Source organism: Chryseobacterium aquifrigidense, assembly GCF_006716485.1.
GTDB lineage: Bacteria > Bacteroidota > Bacteroidia > Flavobacteriales > Weeksellaceae > Chryseobacterium > Chryseobacterium vietnamense.
This window is the reverse complement of the sequence record NZ_VFPD01000001.1, coordinates 3,099,051-3,115,586: the sequence shown is the minus strand read 5'-3', so window position 1 is coordinate 3,115,586 and position 16,536 is coordinate 3,099,051. Positions and strand designations below refer to the sequence as shown.

The following is a 16,536-nucleotide window of genomic DNA, read 5'->3' as shown; positions in this document are numbered from 1 at the left end:
TCGAACACAAATTTACAAAAACAAGTTCAGATAATCGTAGTAAGTTTCCAATAGTTTTGAATATAAATTATTAAAAGCTTCTGAAGTTTGTAGGTTTAAAAAAATATCGCGCAGTTTTTGTTTCCGAAGCATTCACATCAAGGTCGTACCAAGGTGTAAAATAGGGATTAAAAGGATTTGAAAGCACATGAATCGATTGTGCCGGAGTGAATCCTTCACTTAATAAGAATAATCTTTTTCCTTCTTTATTCCGGCAGACACCGGAAATAAAAACAATATGGCCGGGACTTCCCGGTGTAATCAGTATATCTCCTGTCTTCAGATCTGAATTTTTAGTAACCGGTTTTGTTTCTTTATTTAATGAAATCGTTCCTGCATAATTAAAAATGACATCCAGATAATTTCTGAAACTCTGATAAGAATCATCAGAAGCTGCGGCTTTTCTGAAGCTCACAGAATTTCCGCTGACAAAAGCTCTTGTTCCGTTTTTATAATCATTCCAGCTGAAAAGATCACCACTGGTGAAATGAAATTTAATTTCGTTAAATTTTTTCGCTTTATAAAGATATTCAGCTCTCATACGGATTACCGCATCAGCACATTGTTGTAGATCTTTATTTCCGGTATCAATATCAAAGACTGCTTCATGAAGATGCTGAGTAGAAATAGGTGTTCCATCATATTTTACAATCTGGCTGCCATAAGGTTTCAACTTAAAATTTTCAATAAAATGGCCGAAAGAACCAGATTTTTCATCAATCCATTCGTAGCCTTCAGGAGGAGAAAATCTCTCCCGGATAGTATTTTTATTTTTATTGATTTTTAAAGCGTTTTCAGCAATTAAGTGCTCATTTTTATCCGGTTCCGGAAGTAAACGGTCTGAGAGTTTTTCTTTTGTACAGCCAGTGAAGATGAGAATAGCAGTGATTCCTGTGATAACTTTTTTCATGCGTTTTTTAGTTGAAACAAATATCTCTTTTTTTTCACGTACCGGCAAATAGAAGATCTGAAAATCTGCAATATGTAAACCCGTTTTATGCTTCTTTATGTTCAGGAATCAGTAATTTGCCCCAATCATTCAGATGCCAGAGGATCTTCACCAGTTTTTCACCAAGTTCTGTCAACGTATATTCAACCCTTGGGGGAAGTTCATTAAAAGACTGTTTGGTTAAAATACCATCATCTACCATCTCAGTCAGTTGTTGATTTAAAACCCTTCGGTCTACTTTTGCAATGCCTCGTAAAAATTCGCTGGGACGTTTTTTTCCTTCATTAATCTGCCAGACAATAGGAATTTTCCATTTTCCGCTGATGGTATTGACAGCAACTTCCAACGGACAGATTTTATTTTCTTCAGCTCTTTCCTTTATTTCCATAAAATTGACTTTTTTATCCCTATGGGTGAAAAATATGCGGTATTGTTTTTATCCGCCTACTTTCAGACTTTTGTAAAGATAATCATTAAATAGTATGACAGAAAAACGAAAAGGAGCCCGTTCCATCAAAGATATTCCACCGGATATTCTGGATCAGCTGAACAGAGGAGAAATCGAAACCGCCAATCTCACAGAATGGCTGGCTGTAGACCAAAAGCTGCTGCTGGAAAATCTGCTTTTGCAAAATAATCGTAAAGAATATCTTATACCTGTTTTAGAAAATGTAAACCAGCTGAAAAAACAGACTGTTAATTCTATTAATGAAACAATAGGAATCGGTTTACTAGATCTTGCTGTAAAAAATAAAGATGATCAATTTCTATTAAAATTATCTGTTCATCAGGCAGATCTTGTTCGTTGCTGGGCAGCTTATACCATTGGAAGAAATAATAGTTTACAGCTTAAAGAAAAATTAGACAAAATTCAATCATTCGCTTCAGACACTCATTTTGGAGTAAGGGAAATCTGCTGGATGACAGTACGACCGGATATCGCCAGAAATCTAGAGGAAAGTATAGATATTTTATCAGCATGGACGGTACATAAGAATGAAAACGTGAGACGATTTGCCAGTGAATCTACAAGACCGAGAGGAGTTTGGTGTGAGCATATTGATGCTTTAAAACAAAATCCCGGGCTAGGACTGGAAATTCTGGAACCATTACGGTCAGATTCCTCCAGATATGTACAGGACAGTGTTGGAAATTGGCTCAATGATGCCAGCAAATCACAACCTGAATTTGTAGTGGAAATCTGTGATGAATGGCTTCGGGAAAGTCCTACAAAAGAGACGCAGTATATTGTAAAGAAAGCTCTGCGAACCCTTAAAAGGTGAGAGTTATCCACAAAACAAAAATATTGATATATTATCTTAGTATGTATATAGCATATTTTCAGGTGTTTAAATTGTGTTTTCAAACCCCACATCATCGTTGAATAGCTAATTATCTACGTGATTTTTGAATGAAAATAAGAGTGAAAAAAATCTTATGTTAACGGAATGTTAACTGAAAAAAGTTATCCACAATATGAGTTTTCGATGAATGTGGATTATATCTTTCATAAAATGAGAGGGTTAAATAATGTTCCCGAAAAAAGGACTTGAAATCACGTGTTTTTTCGCCGAAATAAAAAGTTATCCACAATATGGAATTATTGATTCAATGTTGGATTGATGTATCATGAGAATCTCAGGATCGTTTTATTGATAAAAGTCTGCGTTATCCGCTCAATCAGTGTGAAACAGTATTGAATTTTTTGAGAATGCGGTTACCATTTTTCCGTCAGATATTTCCAGTATCTTTTTGGAACATGCTGAATATGGAGTTTCATATTTTTTCTTTCTACAATATTGGTTTTTGTGAAATAACGCTGCCATAGAACCTGGTAACTTTTTTCTTCATCATCAAACTTTTGCTGATAATTATTGAAATCAATTTTTTCATCAGGGTAGAAAAATTCGCAATCGTTGAGGTCATACAGGAGGCCATAGTTTCTCCGGAGATCGTAGATCATCCACTTCTGATCCTGATAACGATTTTTAAAATGTTTTCTGATTAAAGGAAGAACATTAAAATCGGGATCTATTTTGGAGAAAAAAACACCATCCTGCATTTTTTCAAAGCGCACAAAAGCAGTCATTCTGTGCCTTTCCCTATCTACCGACTTGCAGATTTTTGAAATTTTTAAAATATCAGCGTCAGCAAAGTTCTCCAGAATATTATCTTGCGGATGTTTTACAGACTGCCTTACCGCAGATAAGATAAGGTTTTCCAGTTCAGGATCCTCGGATAAAAAAACTTTTAAAAGTTTGTAAACGCCCTGTTTTCCTATATTCTGCTCCAGTTTATTTAAAACTCTTTCCGACTTGTCCGGTTGAGTAATTACTTCATGTATTTCTGCAAAAATATTTTCCTGATGAAATCTTTCTCTGCTTGCAATCTCCACCTCTTTATAACGGTATTCGAAAACTTCAAATACCGTAGTGAAAAGACCATCGAAACTTCCATCATAGAGTAGGGTTGTCATGTGTTGAGTGTAAAAATTTAAAGTTTGGTTGGGTTGTCATTCTGAACGAAATAAAATGAAGTGAAGAATCTAGAGATTCTTCCTTTGTCAGAATGACAATAATGCTGCTATGTTTTTGCATAATAAATTAATGACCATTTGTGAAAAACATTAGTGTCATTAGTGTTTATTAAAACTGTTCAGAAATATTAAAACCATTAAGAATGATTTAAGAAATAAAGTAAAGTTAAGATAAATCATTCTGGTTTTTAAGCTTAAAGCAAAGCTCATCTTAATACTCTCAACACCTTAATAGAATCTTAATGTTTCAAAAAATAACATTTAAACAGATCATTAAAACAAAGTCAGCTGTTGCGAAAACTGGTTATGAAATTTGGATGAGCTTCCGCCTATGAGCAGTTTCCTGAAATTTTTATCCGTTAAATATTTCAGATAGGCATTTCCCGCAGCAAAATCAATAAAATATTTTGCCCGGTTAACAGCCGCTCCCAGTTTTTTCAAATGATCCATCGTTAAAACCTGAAAACGCCTTGCGCTTACAATTTTCTGAGCTGTTTTCACTCCGATTCCGGGAATTCTTAAAATCGTCCGGTATTCGGCAGTCTGAAGATTCACCGGGAACTGATCCAGATTCCGCAATGCCCAGCTCAATTTCGGATCTACCTCCAGATCAAGGAAAGGAACATTCGGATCTAAAATTTCTTCCGCTTTAAAACCATAAAATCTCATCAGCCAGTCCGACTGATACAATCGGTTTTCCCTAAGCATAGGAACTTCAGTGGTTAAAGAAGGTAATCTCTGATCTTCCAGCACCGGAACATACCCGGAATAATAAACCCTTTTCAGATTAAAGTTTTTATAAAAGTGATCCGCAACTTTAATGATCTGCAGATCATTTTCATTGGTTGCCCCCACAATCATCTGGGTAGACTGTCCGGCCGGAGCAAACTTGGGAACTTTTTTCAGAATTTTCTTTTCATCCTTATATTGAATGATCCCTTTTTGAATATACCGCATCGGGCTGATCATATCCTGTCTGTTCTTTTCCGGAGCCAGCAGTTTTAATCCGCTTTCCGTAGGAATTTCAATATTGACGGATAAACGGTCTGCATACAACGCGGCCTCCTGCATCAGATCATCACTTGCTCCGGGAATAGATTTCAAATGAATATATCCGTTAAAGTTTTCTTCCAGACGCAGCTTTTTGGCCACTCTTACCAATCTTTCCATTGTAGTATCTGCATTTTTGAAAATTCCTGAACTCAGGAATAAACCTTCAATATAATTCCTGCGGTAAAAGTTAATGGTAAGGTCTACCACTTCTTCTACCGTAAAAGCAGCTCTTTTAATATCGTTGGAACTTCTGGAAACGCAGTAAGCACAATCGTAAATACAATGGTTGGTCAACAAAACTTTAAGCAGCGAAACACATCGTCCGTCTTCTGTATAGGTATGACAGATTCCGCTTGCAGAACTATCTCCTAACGCTCCTTTTTTATTCTTTCTTGTCCCTCCGCTTGATGAACAGGAAACATCGTATTTTGCTGCATCAGCAAGGATTTCAAGCTTTTCTTTAAGACGGTCAAAATTCATATTTAAAATGATTTGATATGTTTTGTATCTGAACTGTATTTTAATTTTGTTCAAATTTAGTTCCAAAATTGATAAAAGTCAATCTTTTTTCATAGAAGTTATCAACAAAAAAGAGTCTCAAAATCATTATATTTACGGCTCATTAAAGTTTATATCATGAATCATAAACCAATCGAAGGTTTTTCCAAGCTTCCAAAGCAGGGGAAAATCGAATGGCTCGTAAACGAATATCTTGAAGGAAACCAGGAATATCAAAATATATTAAAACAATACTGGAATGATGATGCAGATCTTCAGAAGCTTCACGAAGAATTTTCTGAAAACACCATTTCCAACTTTTATATGCCGTACGGAATTGCTCCGAACTTTTTAATCGATGGAAAATTGTTGGCACTTCCAATGGCCGTTGAAGAAAGTTCTGTAGTGGCTGCCGCTTCCAAGGCTGCAAAATTCTGGATCGACAAAGGAGGTTTTAAAACAACCATTATCAACACTGAAAAGCTGGGGCACACCCACTTTATTTTTAATGTAGAACCCCACAAATTATTACATTTCTTTAATTTCAGTTTAAAGAAAAAATTATTTGAAACCACTGAGGATATTACATCCAACATGAGAAAACGTGGCGGAGGTATTTTAAATATCAGCCTGGTGGATAAGACCGCAGAAATGCCGAATTATTACCAGCTGAAAGCAAGCTTTGATACAGTAGATTCAATGGGAGCAAACTTTATCAATTCATGTCTTGAGCAGTTTGGAAAAACCCTGAGACAGGAAGTGGCTACCAGCGAAGACTTTACTCAGGAAGAAAAGAATTCATTACAGATTGTTATGAATATTCTTTCCAACTTTACCCCTGACTGTATCGTAAGAGCTGAGGTTTCATGTAAAATGGAAGATTTAAAAGACGACAGCGGAATTTCTCCTGAAGAATTTGCTTCTAAATTCAAACAGGCAGTTACCATTGCAGAAATTGAACCTTACCGTGCGACCACTCATAATAAAGGAGTCATGAATGGAGTAGATGCAGTTGTAATTGCTACAGGAAATGATTTCAGAGCTACTGAAGCTTGTGCACACGCCTATGCAGCGAGAGACGGACAGTACAGATCTTTAACACACTGTACAACAGATAACGGAGTGTTCAGATTCTGGATTGATCTTCCTATTTCTGTAGGAGTTGTAGGAGGGCTTACCAATCTTCATCCTCTGGTAAAATTCTCGTTAGCACTCCTTGGAAAACCTTCTGCACAGGAACTGATGAGCATTCTTGCTGTTTCAGGTCTTGCACAGAACTTTGGAGCATTACGTTCATTGGTAACTACCGGAATTCAGAAAGGACATATGAAAATGCACTTATTGAATATTCTGAACCAGTTGGGCGCTACCGAAGAAGAAAAGCAGCACTTTGTAACGTATTTCAAAGATAAGACAGTGAGCCATCATGAGGTGATCAATGAGTTTAACAGAATGAGAGGAAACTAATGCTGCAGATCATTTTGCCTATCGTATTCCTTCTTTTTGGGTTTTTTCTGAAAAAAACAAACAATGAAGGTTTCAGAAGCTCCAAGAGATTCGCCAATATGTTTATCATACTGGGGATTTCTACACTGGTGGCCAAGTTCATTTTAATGTACTTAAAATCAAAATAGTTGAAAAAGAGTATTGTATTTTTTTTATTGATTTCCGGTTTAAGTTTTTCACAGCAGAAAAAAGTGAAAATCAGTAATCTGCAGCCTAAAACTGAAGATACCGTTTTTCCGGTTGTCTCTTATCCTGAAAATCCACGGGTTGAAAATAAAATCAATACATTTCTGCAGGTAGATCAGCTGGAATATGTTCCGGGATCTGGTGGAAACCCTTTTAAACTGGCTTCTACAGCAACAAATTCCTATGCAAACTACCTTTATTTTTATAGTTGGAATAAAATTGAAACGCCTGAAAATATTCTAAGTATTGCTATAGATGGTGAAGCTTCAGGAGCTTATCCGGAAGGGTTTTCTATCTGGAAGAATTTTGATCTGAGAACAGGAAATTTTATTAATGCTGAAGATTTATTTCAACCTAATTCCGTGAAAATGGTTGAAAGTATCATTCAGAAAAGAGTAAAGAAAAGGATTGCCGACTTTCTGGTCAAGCTGAAGGCAGAGAAAAATCCATCTGAGGAAACTGAAGACCAGATCGCTATGTATGAAGACTGCTTTACAGAACATACATTGGAAGATATCAGATATTTCTTCGGGAAAGATAGACTGACTTTTGTTGCCGGAAGATGTTCCAACCATGCCATGAGAGCATTAGATGAACTCGACAGTCATGAAATAGAATTTTCTTATAAGGAGCTGGAAAAACATTGGAGTTCTTACGCAAGAAATTTAATCTCAGGTTCTGGAAAAACAGAAAAAACCAGTTTCAGAAATAAGCTTTACAAAGGGAAAATAGATGGGAAATACCCCATTACGGTTTTTATCAGCCGGTTATATAAAGGTGAAAGTGAAAACGATACAAGCTCCTTTACTGCATTCTATTGGTATGATAAGAATAAAAAACTGATCCCGTGGGATGGTAAAATGAAGGGAAATCATATTTCCATTACTGAGAACGATCATTATGATGAAGCTGCCGGCAAATGGATTCCGAGAGCTTTTGTAGAAGCAGATTTGAATGGGAATACAATTTCGGGAACCTGGCAGGATGATAAAACAAAAAAATATTTAACCCTAGAATTAGAAGAGTTATAAAATGAAAACAATTACTTTAGTTTTTGGAGCGGTTTACGGAATGGTTTCTGTAATCCTGGGAGCATTCGGAGCACACGCTTTAAAGAAAATATTAGCTGTGGAAAGACTGGAAAGTTTTGAAACAGGAGTAAGATATCAGATGTATGCAGCGTTTTTTCTGCTGATTATCGGGTATATCTTAAAATTTGAAACTTCTGCTGAAAAATGGACTTCCATTTTAATGATTGCAGGAACCCTGTTATTCTCAGTAAGCATCTATTTTCTTAGTATGCAGGATTATTGGGGAATGAATCTTAAATTCCTGGGACCTATCACTCCGCTTGGAGGTCTGATGATGATCTTAAGCTGGGGAATGCTGATCTTTTATTTTGCTAAAAACAGAATTTAAGAATGAAAATTCACAGAAGGAGGCGGTTAATACGAACATTCAATCTCTTAGATCAACCTATCAGATTCAATCCGTTTGTATTCAGCCGTACTTTTTTTATGTGGGCTGTTACAGGCCTTGTAGGTGGTATTATCGCCGGAGGATATTGGATTGTACTGGAGCATTTTACAGAATTCTTGTCCGGGTTTCAAGGATGGCAGGTGATTCCAACGATGGCAATCTGTGGATTGCTGGCCGGGCTGGTGATTCATTTTATCGGTGATCCGGGAGAAATTCATTTGATCGTTAATAACATCAGATTCAATAAAGGAAAACTGGAACCTAAGAATAATCCTTCCATGATTCTTTCTTCGCTGTTTTGTGTAGCGTCAGGAGGAAGTTTGGGACCGGAAGCACCTTTGGTACAAGTAACGGGCTCTACCGGAACGTGGCTGGGAAAAATTTTCAGACTGAAAGGTGAAGAGCTGAGGTCTTTAAGTATTGCCGGAATGGCTTCCGGTTTTACAGCCTTGTTTGGAGCTCCGCTGGGAGGAAGTCTTTTCTCTCTGGAAATCCTTCATCACAAACATGCGGTAGAATATTACAAAGCCATTATTCCTGCGTTGGTAGCAAGCTGTTTCAGTTATCTGATGTTTGCACTGATTATCCACCTGGGAATCGGGGCAACATGGGATTTGAAAGCGTATCATTATACCGGAGTATATGATTTTCTATATGCTACCTTGTTCGGAATTGTGGGTACTTTATTTGGATGGATCTTCATTTTTGTAGTCAAATTTTTCAAAAAAATTTTTGAATACAGACAGTTTCCGATTTACATTAAAACATTGGTAGGGGGCATCATTTTAGGAATTATTGCCTATAATTTTCCCATTACAAGATACTTTGGACACAACGAAATCAACCAGTTAATCGGGGGGAATTTCGGACTGAACTTTTTAGTTTTAATCCTTGTTTTTAAAATACTGGCCATTGCTATTACAGTAACTTCCGGATGGAGAGGAGGATTTATCATTCCATTGTTCTTCGTAGGGACAACATTGGGATTAATTATCCACAATTTGTTTCCGGGTGTTGATACCACGCTGGCTATTGTAAGTTGTATGGCAGCCATCAATGCCTGTGTAACAAGAACGCCGATGAGTACTACAATTATACTGGGAACGCTTACCGGATTTACTTATTTTGTACCGATATTGTTTGCCAGTCTTACCGGATATTTCCTGGCTCCGAAAATTCCGTTTATCGGATCTCAATCTGAGAAATTAACGGAAGAATAAGGGAAAATGGAAAGATATGTTAAAAATCAAGTCGGTCAGACTTTAATTTTTAAGTCAATAAACTTGAACTTCCGTGTCTTTTTAGTAAATTTGTCAACCTTTAAATATTAAAATAAAATAATAAAAATAATATGAATCTTCACGAGTATCAATCAAAAGAGATTTTATCAAAGTATGGAGTAGCTATCCAACGTGGTTTCGTTGCAAACAACGTAGATGAAGCTGTAGCAGCTGCTGAAAAATTGACTGCTGAAACCGGAGCACAGGCTTGGGTTGTAAAAGCACAGATTCACGCAGGTGGTCGTGGTAAAGGTGGGGGTGTTAAGTTTTCTCCAAACATGGATAAACTTAAAGAGAACGCTCAGAATATCATCGGAATGCAGTTGGTAACTCCTCAAACTTCTGCTGAAGGTAAAAAAGTACACTCTGTTTTGATTGCAGAAGATGTTTATTATCCGGGAGAATCTGAAACTAAAGAATTTTATGTTTCTATTCTTTTAGATAGAGCTGAAGGAAAAAATACAATCGTATATTCTACTGAAGGTGGTATGGATATTGAGCACGTTGCTGAAGTAACTCCTCATTTGATCCACAATGAACTTATTGATCCGGCTATCGGTCTTCAGGGGTTCCAGGCTAGAAAAATTGCTTTCAACCTAGGTCTTGAAGGAAATGCATTCAAAGAATTTGTGAAATTTATTTCATCTCTTTACAATGCTTACACAGGAATTGATGCTTCTCTTTTCGAAATCAACCCTGTATTAAAAACTTCTGATAACAAGATTATCGCTGTAGATGCTAAAGTAACTTTGGATGACAACTCATTATTCCGTCACAAAGACTTAGCTGAACTTAGAGATACAAGAGAAGAAGATCCAATGGATGTAGAAGCTGGTGAAGCGGGTCTTAACTTCGTAAAACTGGATGGTAACGTTGCTTGTATGGTAAACGGAGCTGGTCTTGCAATGGCAACTATGGATATCATCAAATTATCAGGTGGTAACCCGGCTAACTTCCTTGACGTAGGTGGTACTGCAGATGCTCAGAGAGTACAGACTGCTTTCGGAATTATCTTAAGAGATCCAAATGTAAAAGCTATTTTGATCAACATCTTCGGAGGTATCGTAAGATGTGACAGAGTTGCTCAAGGGGTTGTAGATGCTTACAAAGCTATGGGTAGCCTTCCTGTTCCATTGATCGTAAGATTGCAGGGAACTAACGCTGTAGAAGCTAAAAAATTAATTGATGAGTCTGGTCTTCCGGTACACTCTGCAATTACTTTAGAAGAAGCTGCAAACAAAGTAAAAGAAGTTTTAGCATAACCTGAAATTTTTTAAATAAACAAGAAAACCGTTCCATTGTTGGAGCGGTTTTTTTGTGCAAATGCAAGGGCAAAGTTTTATAACTTCAGTGAGAATTGTGTTATCGTAAACCTAACAGGTTTCAAAAACCTGTTAGGTTTGCTTAGCAACCAATATAAAAGACCACCTCAGTTTGAGATGATCTTTATTTTATATCTATTTTGTTACTTATCCTGATGGTTTTCCGGTAAGTTGGTCTCTCCACTGGTAATACTGATGCTCGTAGGCGTTACCAGCTGAACTTTATCCACATCAAAACGCTCTTTGATTCCTAAATAAGCCTGGCTTCTTACCTGCGCCAGATTGGCCCCTACTTTTATCCAGAATTTTACCTGAAGATTAAATGCACCCTGTTTTAAATCTGTAAAAATTACTTCTACAGTATCCAGCTTATCCACATTATCGAGATTTTTAACTACATCAAGAATCCCTTTCTGAGCTTTAGTGATATCTTCATCAGCAGGAATTTCAAAATTTAAAATAATTCTGCGTTGTGGAGAAGCCGTAATATTGTAAAAAGGAGCATTAAAAACAACCTGGTTGGGAATATATGCTTTCTTTCCGTCATCGGTAAGGATTTTCGTGGTAAGAAACCCGATTTCCTGTACGGTTCCTGAATGGGCTCCAATAGTAATATAATCTCCTACCTTGTAAGCCTTATCAATGCCAATCAGCATTCCTGAGAAAATACTGGATACAAGATCCTTCAGAGCGACTCCGGCAATAACCCCCGCAACACCTAAACTTCCGATAAATTTCCACAGGAAGCCACTGAAGCCCATTATTTCCAGCGCAATAAAGGTTCCCATCAGCATGATCAGAAATCTGAATACACTGATCAAGGTTACTAATGAGCTTTCTTTTTTGCTCTTCGGGAAGAATTTATGGAAGATTTTTACGGCTGCCTGGCTTAAATATTTACTGGTAATCAGGAAAAAAGTAAATACTAAAATTCCAACAATCAGCTTGGGGGTCAGTTCAGCAAATGTGATGTACCAATTTTCCAATACCTTGTAAACAAGATCAACATACCTGAGTCCGGTTTTCTCCATGAATAAAATTTTAATTAAAGATATAAATTTTCATCAAAAAATTTGCCAGTTCCAAAAAGTCTACTAAATTTGTAGACTATAAAGATAAAGCATTATGTCAATCAAACTAGGAGATACAGCACCCAACTTTCAGGCAGAATCATCAACAGGTGATATCAATTTTTATAATTATCTGGGTGATTCCTGGGGAATTCTGTTTTCGCATCCTGCAGATTATACGCCGGTATGCACTACGGAATTGGGATATACCGCCAAACTTCAGTCTGAGTTTGATGCCAGAAATACAAAAGTAATTGCCCTGAGTGTAGATGGTGTAGAAGACCATCAAAACTGGGTGAAAGACATTAATGAGACTCAGAATACCATAGTAAAGTTTCCCATTATTGCTGATAAGGACAGAAAAGTTTCAGAACTGTATGATTTTATCCATCCCAATGCTTCAGCTACGGCTACAGTACGGTCTCTTCTTATTATTGATCCTTCCAAAAAAGTAAGACTGATTATTACCTATCCGGCCTCTACAGGAAGAAATTTTGACGAAATCCTCAGAGTGCTGGATTCCTTGCAGCTTGTGGATAACTATCGTGTGGCTACTCCCGTGAATTGGGAATCTGGAGAAGATGTCATTGTTCCGCCAACGATTTCTACAGAAGAAGCACGGAAGATATTCCCAAAAGGGGTAACGGAAATAAAGCCGTATCTGAGATATACTCCTCAACCCAATACATGATTTATTTGATTTTTTATAGTTTAGTTTTAATTTGTACGAAAAGCGCCCCGAAATTTATTTTTCGGGGCGCTTTCATTTTTTTATAAGTATTGTGATTACTTAACGTCGTTGATGATTTGTTTCGCTTTAGACGTTGGAAGGTAAATCTGGAATCCTAAACCAAAAGTAATTTTGTTAGTATATCCACCGCTTCCGAATCCCGCGTTTGCATCATATTTCACTAAACCTTCCAATCCGATGTTTGGAGTGATAAAGTAAGAATAACCAGGTCCGAATCCGAAGTTAAGTCCGTTAGATGAAGAACCTCCTTTAGAGATTGACATTCCTCCAACACCTACATTACCTTCGAAAAACCATCTTCCGTGGTGTAGTAAGTTGTTTACTCCTTGCTCTCCCGGGTTAAGATAGTAACGTCCTAATGCTCCTACATTGTATGTAAAAGTAGTGGGTGCATCTTTAGCTCCTTTGAAACCTAAATCTACGTATCCCCCAACTGCGATATTATCTTCAATGAAATATGCTCCTTTTGGCTGAATTGCAAAGTTGTATCCCGCACCTTCATTTAAACCAAAATTTGCCCCTACAAGGTTACCCCCTACCATCCAATTACCTTTTTGAATCTGAGCGTTGGCAGTTGCTGTTAAGCCTGCTACGGCTAATATTCCTGTTAAAATAAGTTTTTTCATAATTTATTATTTTAATAATTAAATGTTTATTATTCACGAATTATAGAAAAAACAATAAATGTGCCAGACTCTTAATTTTACGTAATTTATCAAAACAAACGTTAAGATTTTCAGTGAGATATAGTTTATTTTTTTAACCTATTGACTCCATACGTTGTAATAATAAAGAAAATAAAATGAATGTTTTAAGAATAAAATGATAAAAGCAGGTGGTATGTCATTAATTATATAAAATCTTTATTTTATGTTGATTTTTTAAATAAATAAAAGAATCACAGAAATGATAAGCCCTGCAATCGTAAATTTGATACCTCGTTTAAAAGCTTTTGTCTTGGGATTAAACATCCAGAAACTTGAAATGACGAAAAAGAAAAGGGAAACTCCAAAGAATACGCTTAGCGGAGAGATGGCATCTTTAGATTGTGATTTGTGAAGAGAAACCATTTTATCCAATACAAAAGGCAGTTCCTTTTTAGTGTATTTCGCTTTTCCGGTTGCACTGTCATAAGTTCCCTGTTTAAAATAAAGAACGCTTCCTTCCGTTTTTTCCACTTCAAGGCCTTTCATCTTAAGCTCTTTTTTCAATTCTTTTTCTGAAAGATTGGCTGCGATATTTTTTTCATACTTTTTTTCGCTTTTCAGAAAATCAGTGTCTCTGTACACCAGAAGAATTCCGCTTAACGAATATACAGCCATAATTCCGGCAAGGAAATATCCCAGATAACGGTGTGTAATTCTCATGAAGCTTCTTGTGTCTTTAATCTTATCCATATCCTATTGTTTTGTTTTTGTTTTAAATTTCAAAAGTGGAAACTGCAAAAATGCAATCTCCACTTTTAATGAAAGAATTATTTTATAAAGAATTCTAGAGTCTGTATGTTAATGTGAAATAGTAATTTCTAGGTGTAATCGGATTCACTGAATAATTCTCGTGAACATTGTAGTTTTCGACATTAAACAGGTTCCCCACTTTCCCTTGGATGGAGAATTTTTTCCACTCGTATCCTACAGATACCATTACGGTAGTGTAATCCTTTAAAGCAAATGATCTGCTGATTCCGTTTCTTGCACCCAGGCCTGTAGAACCATTTTTTGTATCATTCCATCCGGCTAATCTGTCACCGATAAAGTATGCACCTGCACCTACTTTAAGTCCTTTTGCATAACGCGTGAATTTATAAAATACAGAGGCGTTTGCTGTTGTAGCTGGCGTTCTTACCAATCGTTGTTTCTCAACATATCCAAAACCGTCTGGTGTATCAAGATATACAGAGTTGTTATAAGAGAATCCACCGATAATTGATAAATTTTCTGTTGGGTTTCCTGTAATATCCAATTCAACACCACGGCTTCTCATTTTTCCTGCGAATTCTTTATAGAATGAATCTGAATTGGCCTGCCCATTTGCTAATTGAGGTGCGGTTTGATAATAATTATTGTAAACAATTTGATATGCTGTCAGGTTTACAGCTAAAGCATTATTCCAGAAATTCTTTTTTACTCCTGCTTCATATTGATCAATAGTAGTAGGCTTTAATGCTTGTTCATAAATATCTTTTCCTGTATTTTGAGCAAAAGAATTGGTATAGGTTGCAAATACGGAAAGGTTATCGTTTGGCATATATACTAAACCTGCTTTTGGCGAAAATGCTCTGTCAGATATTGCTGTATTTTTTTGATCAACATCTCCAAGATCATTTGAAAATGTATTTTTAGTATTAGTCATTGTTTCCAAATAAGACCATCTTAAACCAGCAATTACTTTAAGTTGCTTGGTAAGGCTTATGAAGTCCTGAATATATATACCAAATCTTTGTGTAGGGATTCTTGTTCTATCTTTTAAGGATGCGTCAGGCATTTTTCCACTAGCCCAAGTTGATGAATCATCTAAATAAAGGTTATTATTAATGGTAGCTGTATTACCATTAGTCCCATAAACTGTTGGATTGGTGTAAGTATAGTTATTTTGAACACCGTAGTCTCCATCAGTACCAATTAAAACCTTATGATTGATTTTTCCAGTATTGAACTCTCCATTAATATTAACTTGTAATGAAGTGTAATTTTGTTCGTTAAATGTTTTATTTAAAGGTCTTTGCCAGAAAAGACGGTTTGTATTCTTTTCATATCCCCATTGTACTCTTTCAGTAGAGTAGTAGTCTTTAGTATAGTTCTGATAAGAAGCTACAGCATTTAATGACCACTTATCAGTGAACTGGTGATTAAAAGTTACATTGGTAGAAACTTGCTCTACATTTTGATATTGCCAGTCCGCTCCCAAGAAAGCATTTTTAGGTAGAAGATCATTGATTTTATAACTTCCATCAGGATTAGTGATGGATCCAAGACCGAAATCAGGAGTAAAATTATTCTTAAGATAATCTGCCTCAACGATCAATTGTGATTTTGGGCTTAAATTGAAAAGGAATGAAGGATTGAAATAATATTTTTCTGATTCTACAACATCTCTGAAACTTTCTGCATATTCGTAAGCTCCATTTACTCTGAAAGCAATATTTTTTGATAGAGGGCCATAAATATCAACAGTTGGTTTGTAAGAATTCCAGCTTCCGCCATTTAATCCAATACTTCCTCCAAAATTGAATTTAGGTTTCTTTGTAATCATATTGATGATACCACCTGCTGCAGCATTACCAAATAACATTGCATTTGCCCCTTTTAAAACTTCAACTCTTTCCAGACCACTTACTTCAGGAAAAACCCCACTGTTTACTCTTGTTCCGTTTTTGAAGATATTATCATTTCCTAAAATGAAACCACGTCCGCCAAAGCTGTCCTGAGAATTTCCTCTTGATGAAGTAACATACATTCCGTTTACATTCTGAAGAACATCACTCAATTGTTTTGCCTGCTGCTGCTCAATGATTTCGTGCGTTACAATAGCAATAGGCTGAGGATTTTCCATTACTGTCAGATTTGACTTTGTTGATAATGGTCTTGCCTGGTTAGGATTTCCCGTTTTGTGAAGGTTAATATCCTCAATGGTCTGAGTTCTGATAGTATCTGCTTCAACGTTTTTCAGCTGTGAACTTGCTGAAACAGCGATTAATAGAAGACCTAAAGAAAGTAATTGTCTTTTCATTTTATTTTTATGTAGAACAGTTTTAAATAAGGCGCAAATGTAAGTATTTGTTTAGAATAGATAAAAATAATTTCATGATTTAAATCATATTTTTCAGAGTTACTGAGATGGATTATTTCTATAGCTCCTTTAGACCGG

15 protein-coding genes are annotated in these 16,536 nt (G+C 36.2%); 7 read left to right on the top strand and 8 right to left on the bottom strand.

Annotation, left to right across the window (positions count from 1 at the left end; genetic code table 11):
- Nucleotides 1-70: 70 nt before the first annotated feature.
- Together FB551_RS13940 and FB551_RS13935 are read right to left on the bottom strand one after the other, a co-directional pair.
- A complete protein-coding gene (locus FB551_RS13940; RefSeq protein WP_142017912.1) occupies nucleotides 71-949 on the bottom strand; it encodes a DUF4846 domain-containing protein in 879 nt (292 codons plus the stop codon).
- Nucleotides 950-1,034: 85 nt separating this feature from the next.
- Nucleotides 1,035-1,376, bottom strand: coding sequence for a winged helix-turn-helix transcriptional regulator (locus tag FB551_RS13935; RefSeq protein ID WP_047435087.1), 342 nt, complete (start codon nucleotides 1,374-1,376; stop codon nucleotides 1,035-1,037).
- A gap of 94 nt (nucleotides 1,377-1,470) precedes the next feature.
- On the opposite strand from FB551_RS13935, the gene FB551_RS13930 reads away from it, so the two are divergent.
- The gene (locus FB551_RS13930) at nucleotides 1,471-2,271 is read left to right on the top strand and encodes a DNA alkylation repair protein (RefSeq protein WP_142017911.1); all 801 of its coding nucleotides are present in this window, start codon (nucleotides 1,471-1,473) and stop codon (nucleotides 2,269-2,271) included.
- Nucleotides 2,272-2,705: 434 nt separating this feature from the next.
- Here the strand turns inward: FB551_RS13930 and FB551_RS13925 are convergent, their stop codons facing one another.
- Together FB551_RS13925 and FB551_RS13920 are read right to left on the bottom strand one after the other, a co-directional pair.
- Entirely contained in the window at nucleotides 2,706-3,464 is a 759-nt protein-coding gene (locus tag FB551_RS13925) for a TIGR03915 family putative DNA repair protein (protein WP_142017910.1), read from the bottom strand.
- A 333-nt stretch (nucleotides 3,465-3,797) separates the two neighbouring features.
- The gene (locus FB551_RS13920) at nucleotides 3,798-5,057 is read right to left on the bottom strand and encodes a putative DNA modification/repair radical SAM protein (protein WP_142017909.1); all 1,260 of its coding nucleotides are present in this window, start codon (nucleotides 5,055-5,057) and stop codon (nucleotides 3,798-3,800) included.
- 156 nt (nucleotides 5,058-5,213) lie between these two features.
- On the opposite strand from FB551_RS13920, the gene FB551_RS13915 reads away from it, so the two are divergent.
- From FB551_RS13915 to sucC, 5 genes are all read left to right on the top strand, one after another.
- Nucleotides 5,214-6,542 carry a hydroxymethylglutaryl-CoA reductase, degradative gene (locus FB551_RS13915; RefSeq protein WP_047435076.1) on the top strand — a complete coding sequence of 443 codons (1,329 nt, stop codon included), beginning with the start codon at nucleotides 5,214-5,216 and terminating at the stop codon, nucleotides 6,540-6,542.
- 167 nt (nucleotides 6,543-6,709) lie between these two features.
- On the top strand, nucleotides 6,710-7,798 hold the full coding sequence (locus tag FB551_RS13910) for a hypothetical protein (protein ID WP_142017908.1): 1,089 nt from the start codon (nucleotides 6,710-6,712) through the stop codon (nucleotides 7,796-7,798).
- Nucleotide 7,799: 1 nt separating this feature from the next.
- Nucleotides 7,800-8,186, top strand: coding sequence for a DUF423 domain-containing protein (locus FB551_RS13905; protein ID WP_142017907.1), 387 nt, complete (start codon nucleotides 7,800-7,802; stop codon nucleotides 8,184-8,186).
- Between the two features lie 2 nt (nucleotides 8,187-8,188).
- Nucleotides 8,189-9,466 carry a chloride channel protein gene (locus FB551_RS13900; protein ID WP_142017906.1) on the top strand — a complete coding sequence of 426 codons (1,278 nt, stop codon included), beginning with the start codon at nucleotides 8,189-8,191 and terminating at the stop codon, nucleotides 9,464-9,466.
- Nucleotides 9,467-9,597: 131 nt separating this feature from the next.
- Entirely contained in the window at nucleotides 9,598-10,788 is a 1,191-nt protein-coding gene (gene sucC / locus FB551_RS13895) for an ADP-forming succinate--CoA ligase subunit beta (protein ID WP_045500844.1), read from the top strand.
- A 203-nt stretch (nucleotides 10,789-10,991) separates the two neighbouring features.
- On the opposite strand, the gene FB551_RS13890 is transcribed toward sucC, so the two are convergent.
- On the bottom strand, nucleotides 10,992-11,879 hold the full coding sequence (locus FB551_RS13890; protein ID WP_047435067.1) for a mechanosensitive ion channel family protein: 888 nt from the start codon (nucleotides 11,877-11,879) through the stop codon (nucleotides 10,992-10,994).
- 94 nt (nucleotides 11,880-11,973) lie between these two features.
- Here FB551_RS13890 and FB551_RS13885 point away from each other — a divergent pair, with 94 nt between their 5' ends.
- Complete coding sequence (locus FB551_RS13885) at nucleotides 11,974-12,609, top strand: peroxiredoxin (RefSeq protein ID WP_142017905.1); 636 nt, start codon at nucleotides 11,974-11,976, stop codon at nucleotides 12,607-12,609.
- A gap of 95 nt (nucleotides 12,610-12,704) precedes the next feature.
- Here the strand turns inward: FB551_RS13885 and FB551_RS13880 are convergent, their stop codons facing one another.
- The 3 genes from FB551_RS13880 to FB551_RS13870 all read right to left on the bottom strand — a co-directional run bounded on the left by FB551_RS13880 (nucleotide 12,705) and on the right by FB551_RS13870 (nucleotide 16,398).
- Nucleotides 12,705-13,295, bottom strand: a complete 591-nt coding sequence (locus tag FB551_RS13880) for an outer membrane beta-barrel protein (RefSeq protein WP_047435061.1) — start codon at nucleotides 13,293-13,295, stop codon at nucleotides 12,705-12,707.
- 255 nt (nucleotides 13,296-13,550) lie between these two features.
- Complete coding sequence (locus FB551_RS13875; protein ID WP_047435058.1) at nucleotides 13,551-14,066, bottom strand: membrane protein; 516 nt, start codon at nucleotides 14,064-14,066, stop codon at nucleotides 13,551-13,553.
- A gap of 94 nt (nucleotides 14,067-14,160) precedes the next feature.
- Nucleotides 14,161-16,398, bottom strand: coding sequence for a TonB-dependent siderophore receptor (locus tag FB551_RS13870; protein ID WP_142017904.1), 2,238 nt, complete (start codon nucleotides 16,396-16,398; stop codon nucleotides 14,161-14,163).
- Nucleotides 16,399-16,536: the final 138 nt, after the last annotated feature.

Coding starts and splice junctions, on each gene's coding strand:
- FB551_RS13940 (WP_142017912.1), bottom strand. CDS start 949: ATGAAAAAAGTTATCACAGGAATCACTGCTATTCTCATCTTCACTGGC.
- FB551_RS13935 (WP_047435087.1), bottom strand. CDS start 1,376: ATGGAAATAAAGGAAAGAGCTGAAGAAAATAAAATCTGTCCGTTGGAA.
- FB551_RS13930 (WP_142017911.1), top strand. CDS start 1,471: ATGACAGAAAAACGAAAAGGAGCCCGTTCCATCAAAGATATTCCACCG.
- FB551_RS13925 (WP_142017910.1), bottom strand. CDS start 3,464: ATGACAACCCTACTCTATGATGGAAGTTTCGATGGTCTTTTCACTACG.
- FB551_RS13920 (WP_142017909.1), bottom strand. CDS start 5,057: ATGAATTTTGACCGTCTTAAAGAAAAGCTTGAAATCCTTGCTGATGCA.
- FB551_RS13915 (WP_047435076.1), top strand. CDS start 5,214: ATGAATCATAAACCAATCGAAGGTTTTTCCAAGCTTCCAAAGCAGGGG.
- FB551_RS13905 (WP_142017907.1), top strand. CDS start 7,800: ATGAAAACAATTACTTTAGTTTTTGGAGCGGTTTACGGAATGGTTTCT.
- FB551_RS13900 (WP_142017906.1), top strand. CDS start 8,189: ATGAAAATTCACAGAAGGAGGCGGTTAATACGAACATTCAATCTCTTA.
- sucC (WP_045500844.1), top strand. CDS start 9,598: ATGAATCTTCACGAGTATCAATCAAAAGAGATTTTATCAAAGTATGGA.
- FB551_RS13890 (WP_047435067.1), bottom strand. CDS start 11,879: ATGGAGAAAACCGGACTCAGGTATGTTGATCTTGTTTACAAGGTATTG.
- FB551_RS13885 (WP_142017905.1), top strand. CDS start 11,974: ATGTCAATCAAACTAGGAGATACAGCACCCAACTTTCAGGCAGAATCA.
- FB551_RS13880 (WP_047435061.1), bottom strand. CDS start 13,295: ATGAAAAAACTTATTTTAACAGGAATATTAGCCGTAGCAGGCTTAACA.
- FB551_RS13875 (WP_047435058.1), bottom strand. CDS start 14,066: ATGGATAAGATTAAAGACACAAGAAGCTTCATGAGAATTACACACCGT.
- FB551_RS13870 (WP_142017904.1), bottom strand. CDS start 16,398: ATGAAAAGACAATTACTTTCTTTAGGTCTTCTATTAATCGCTGTTTCA.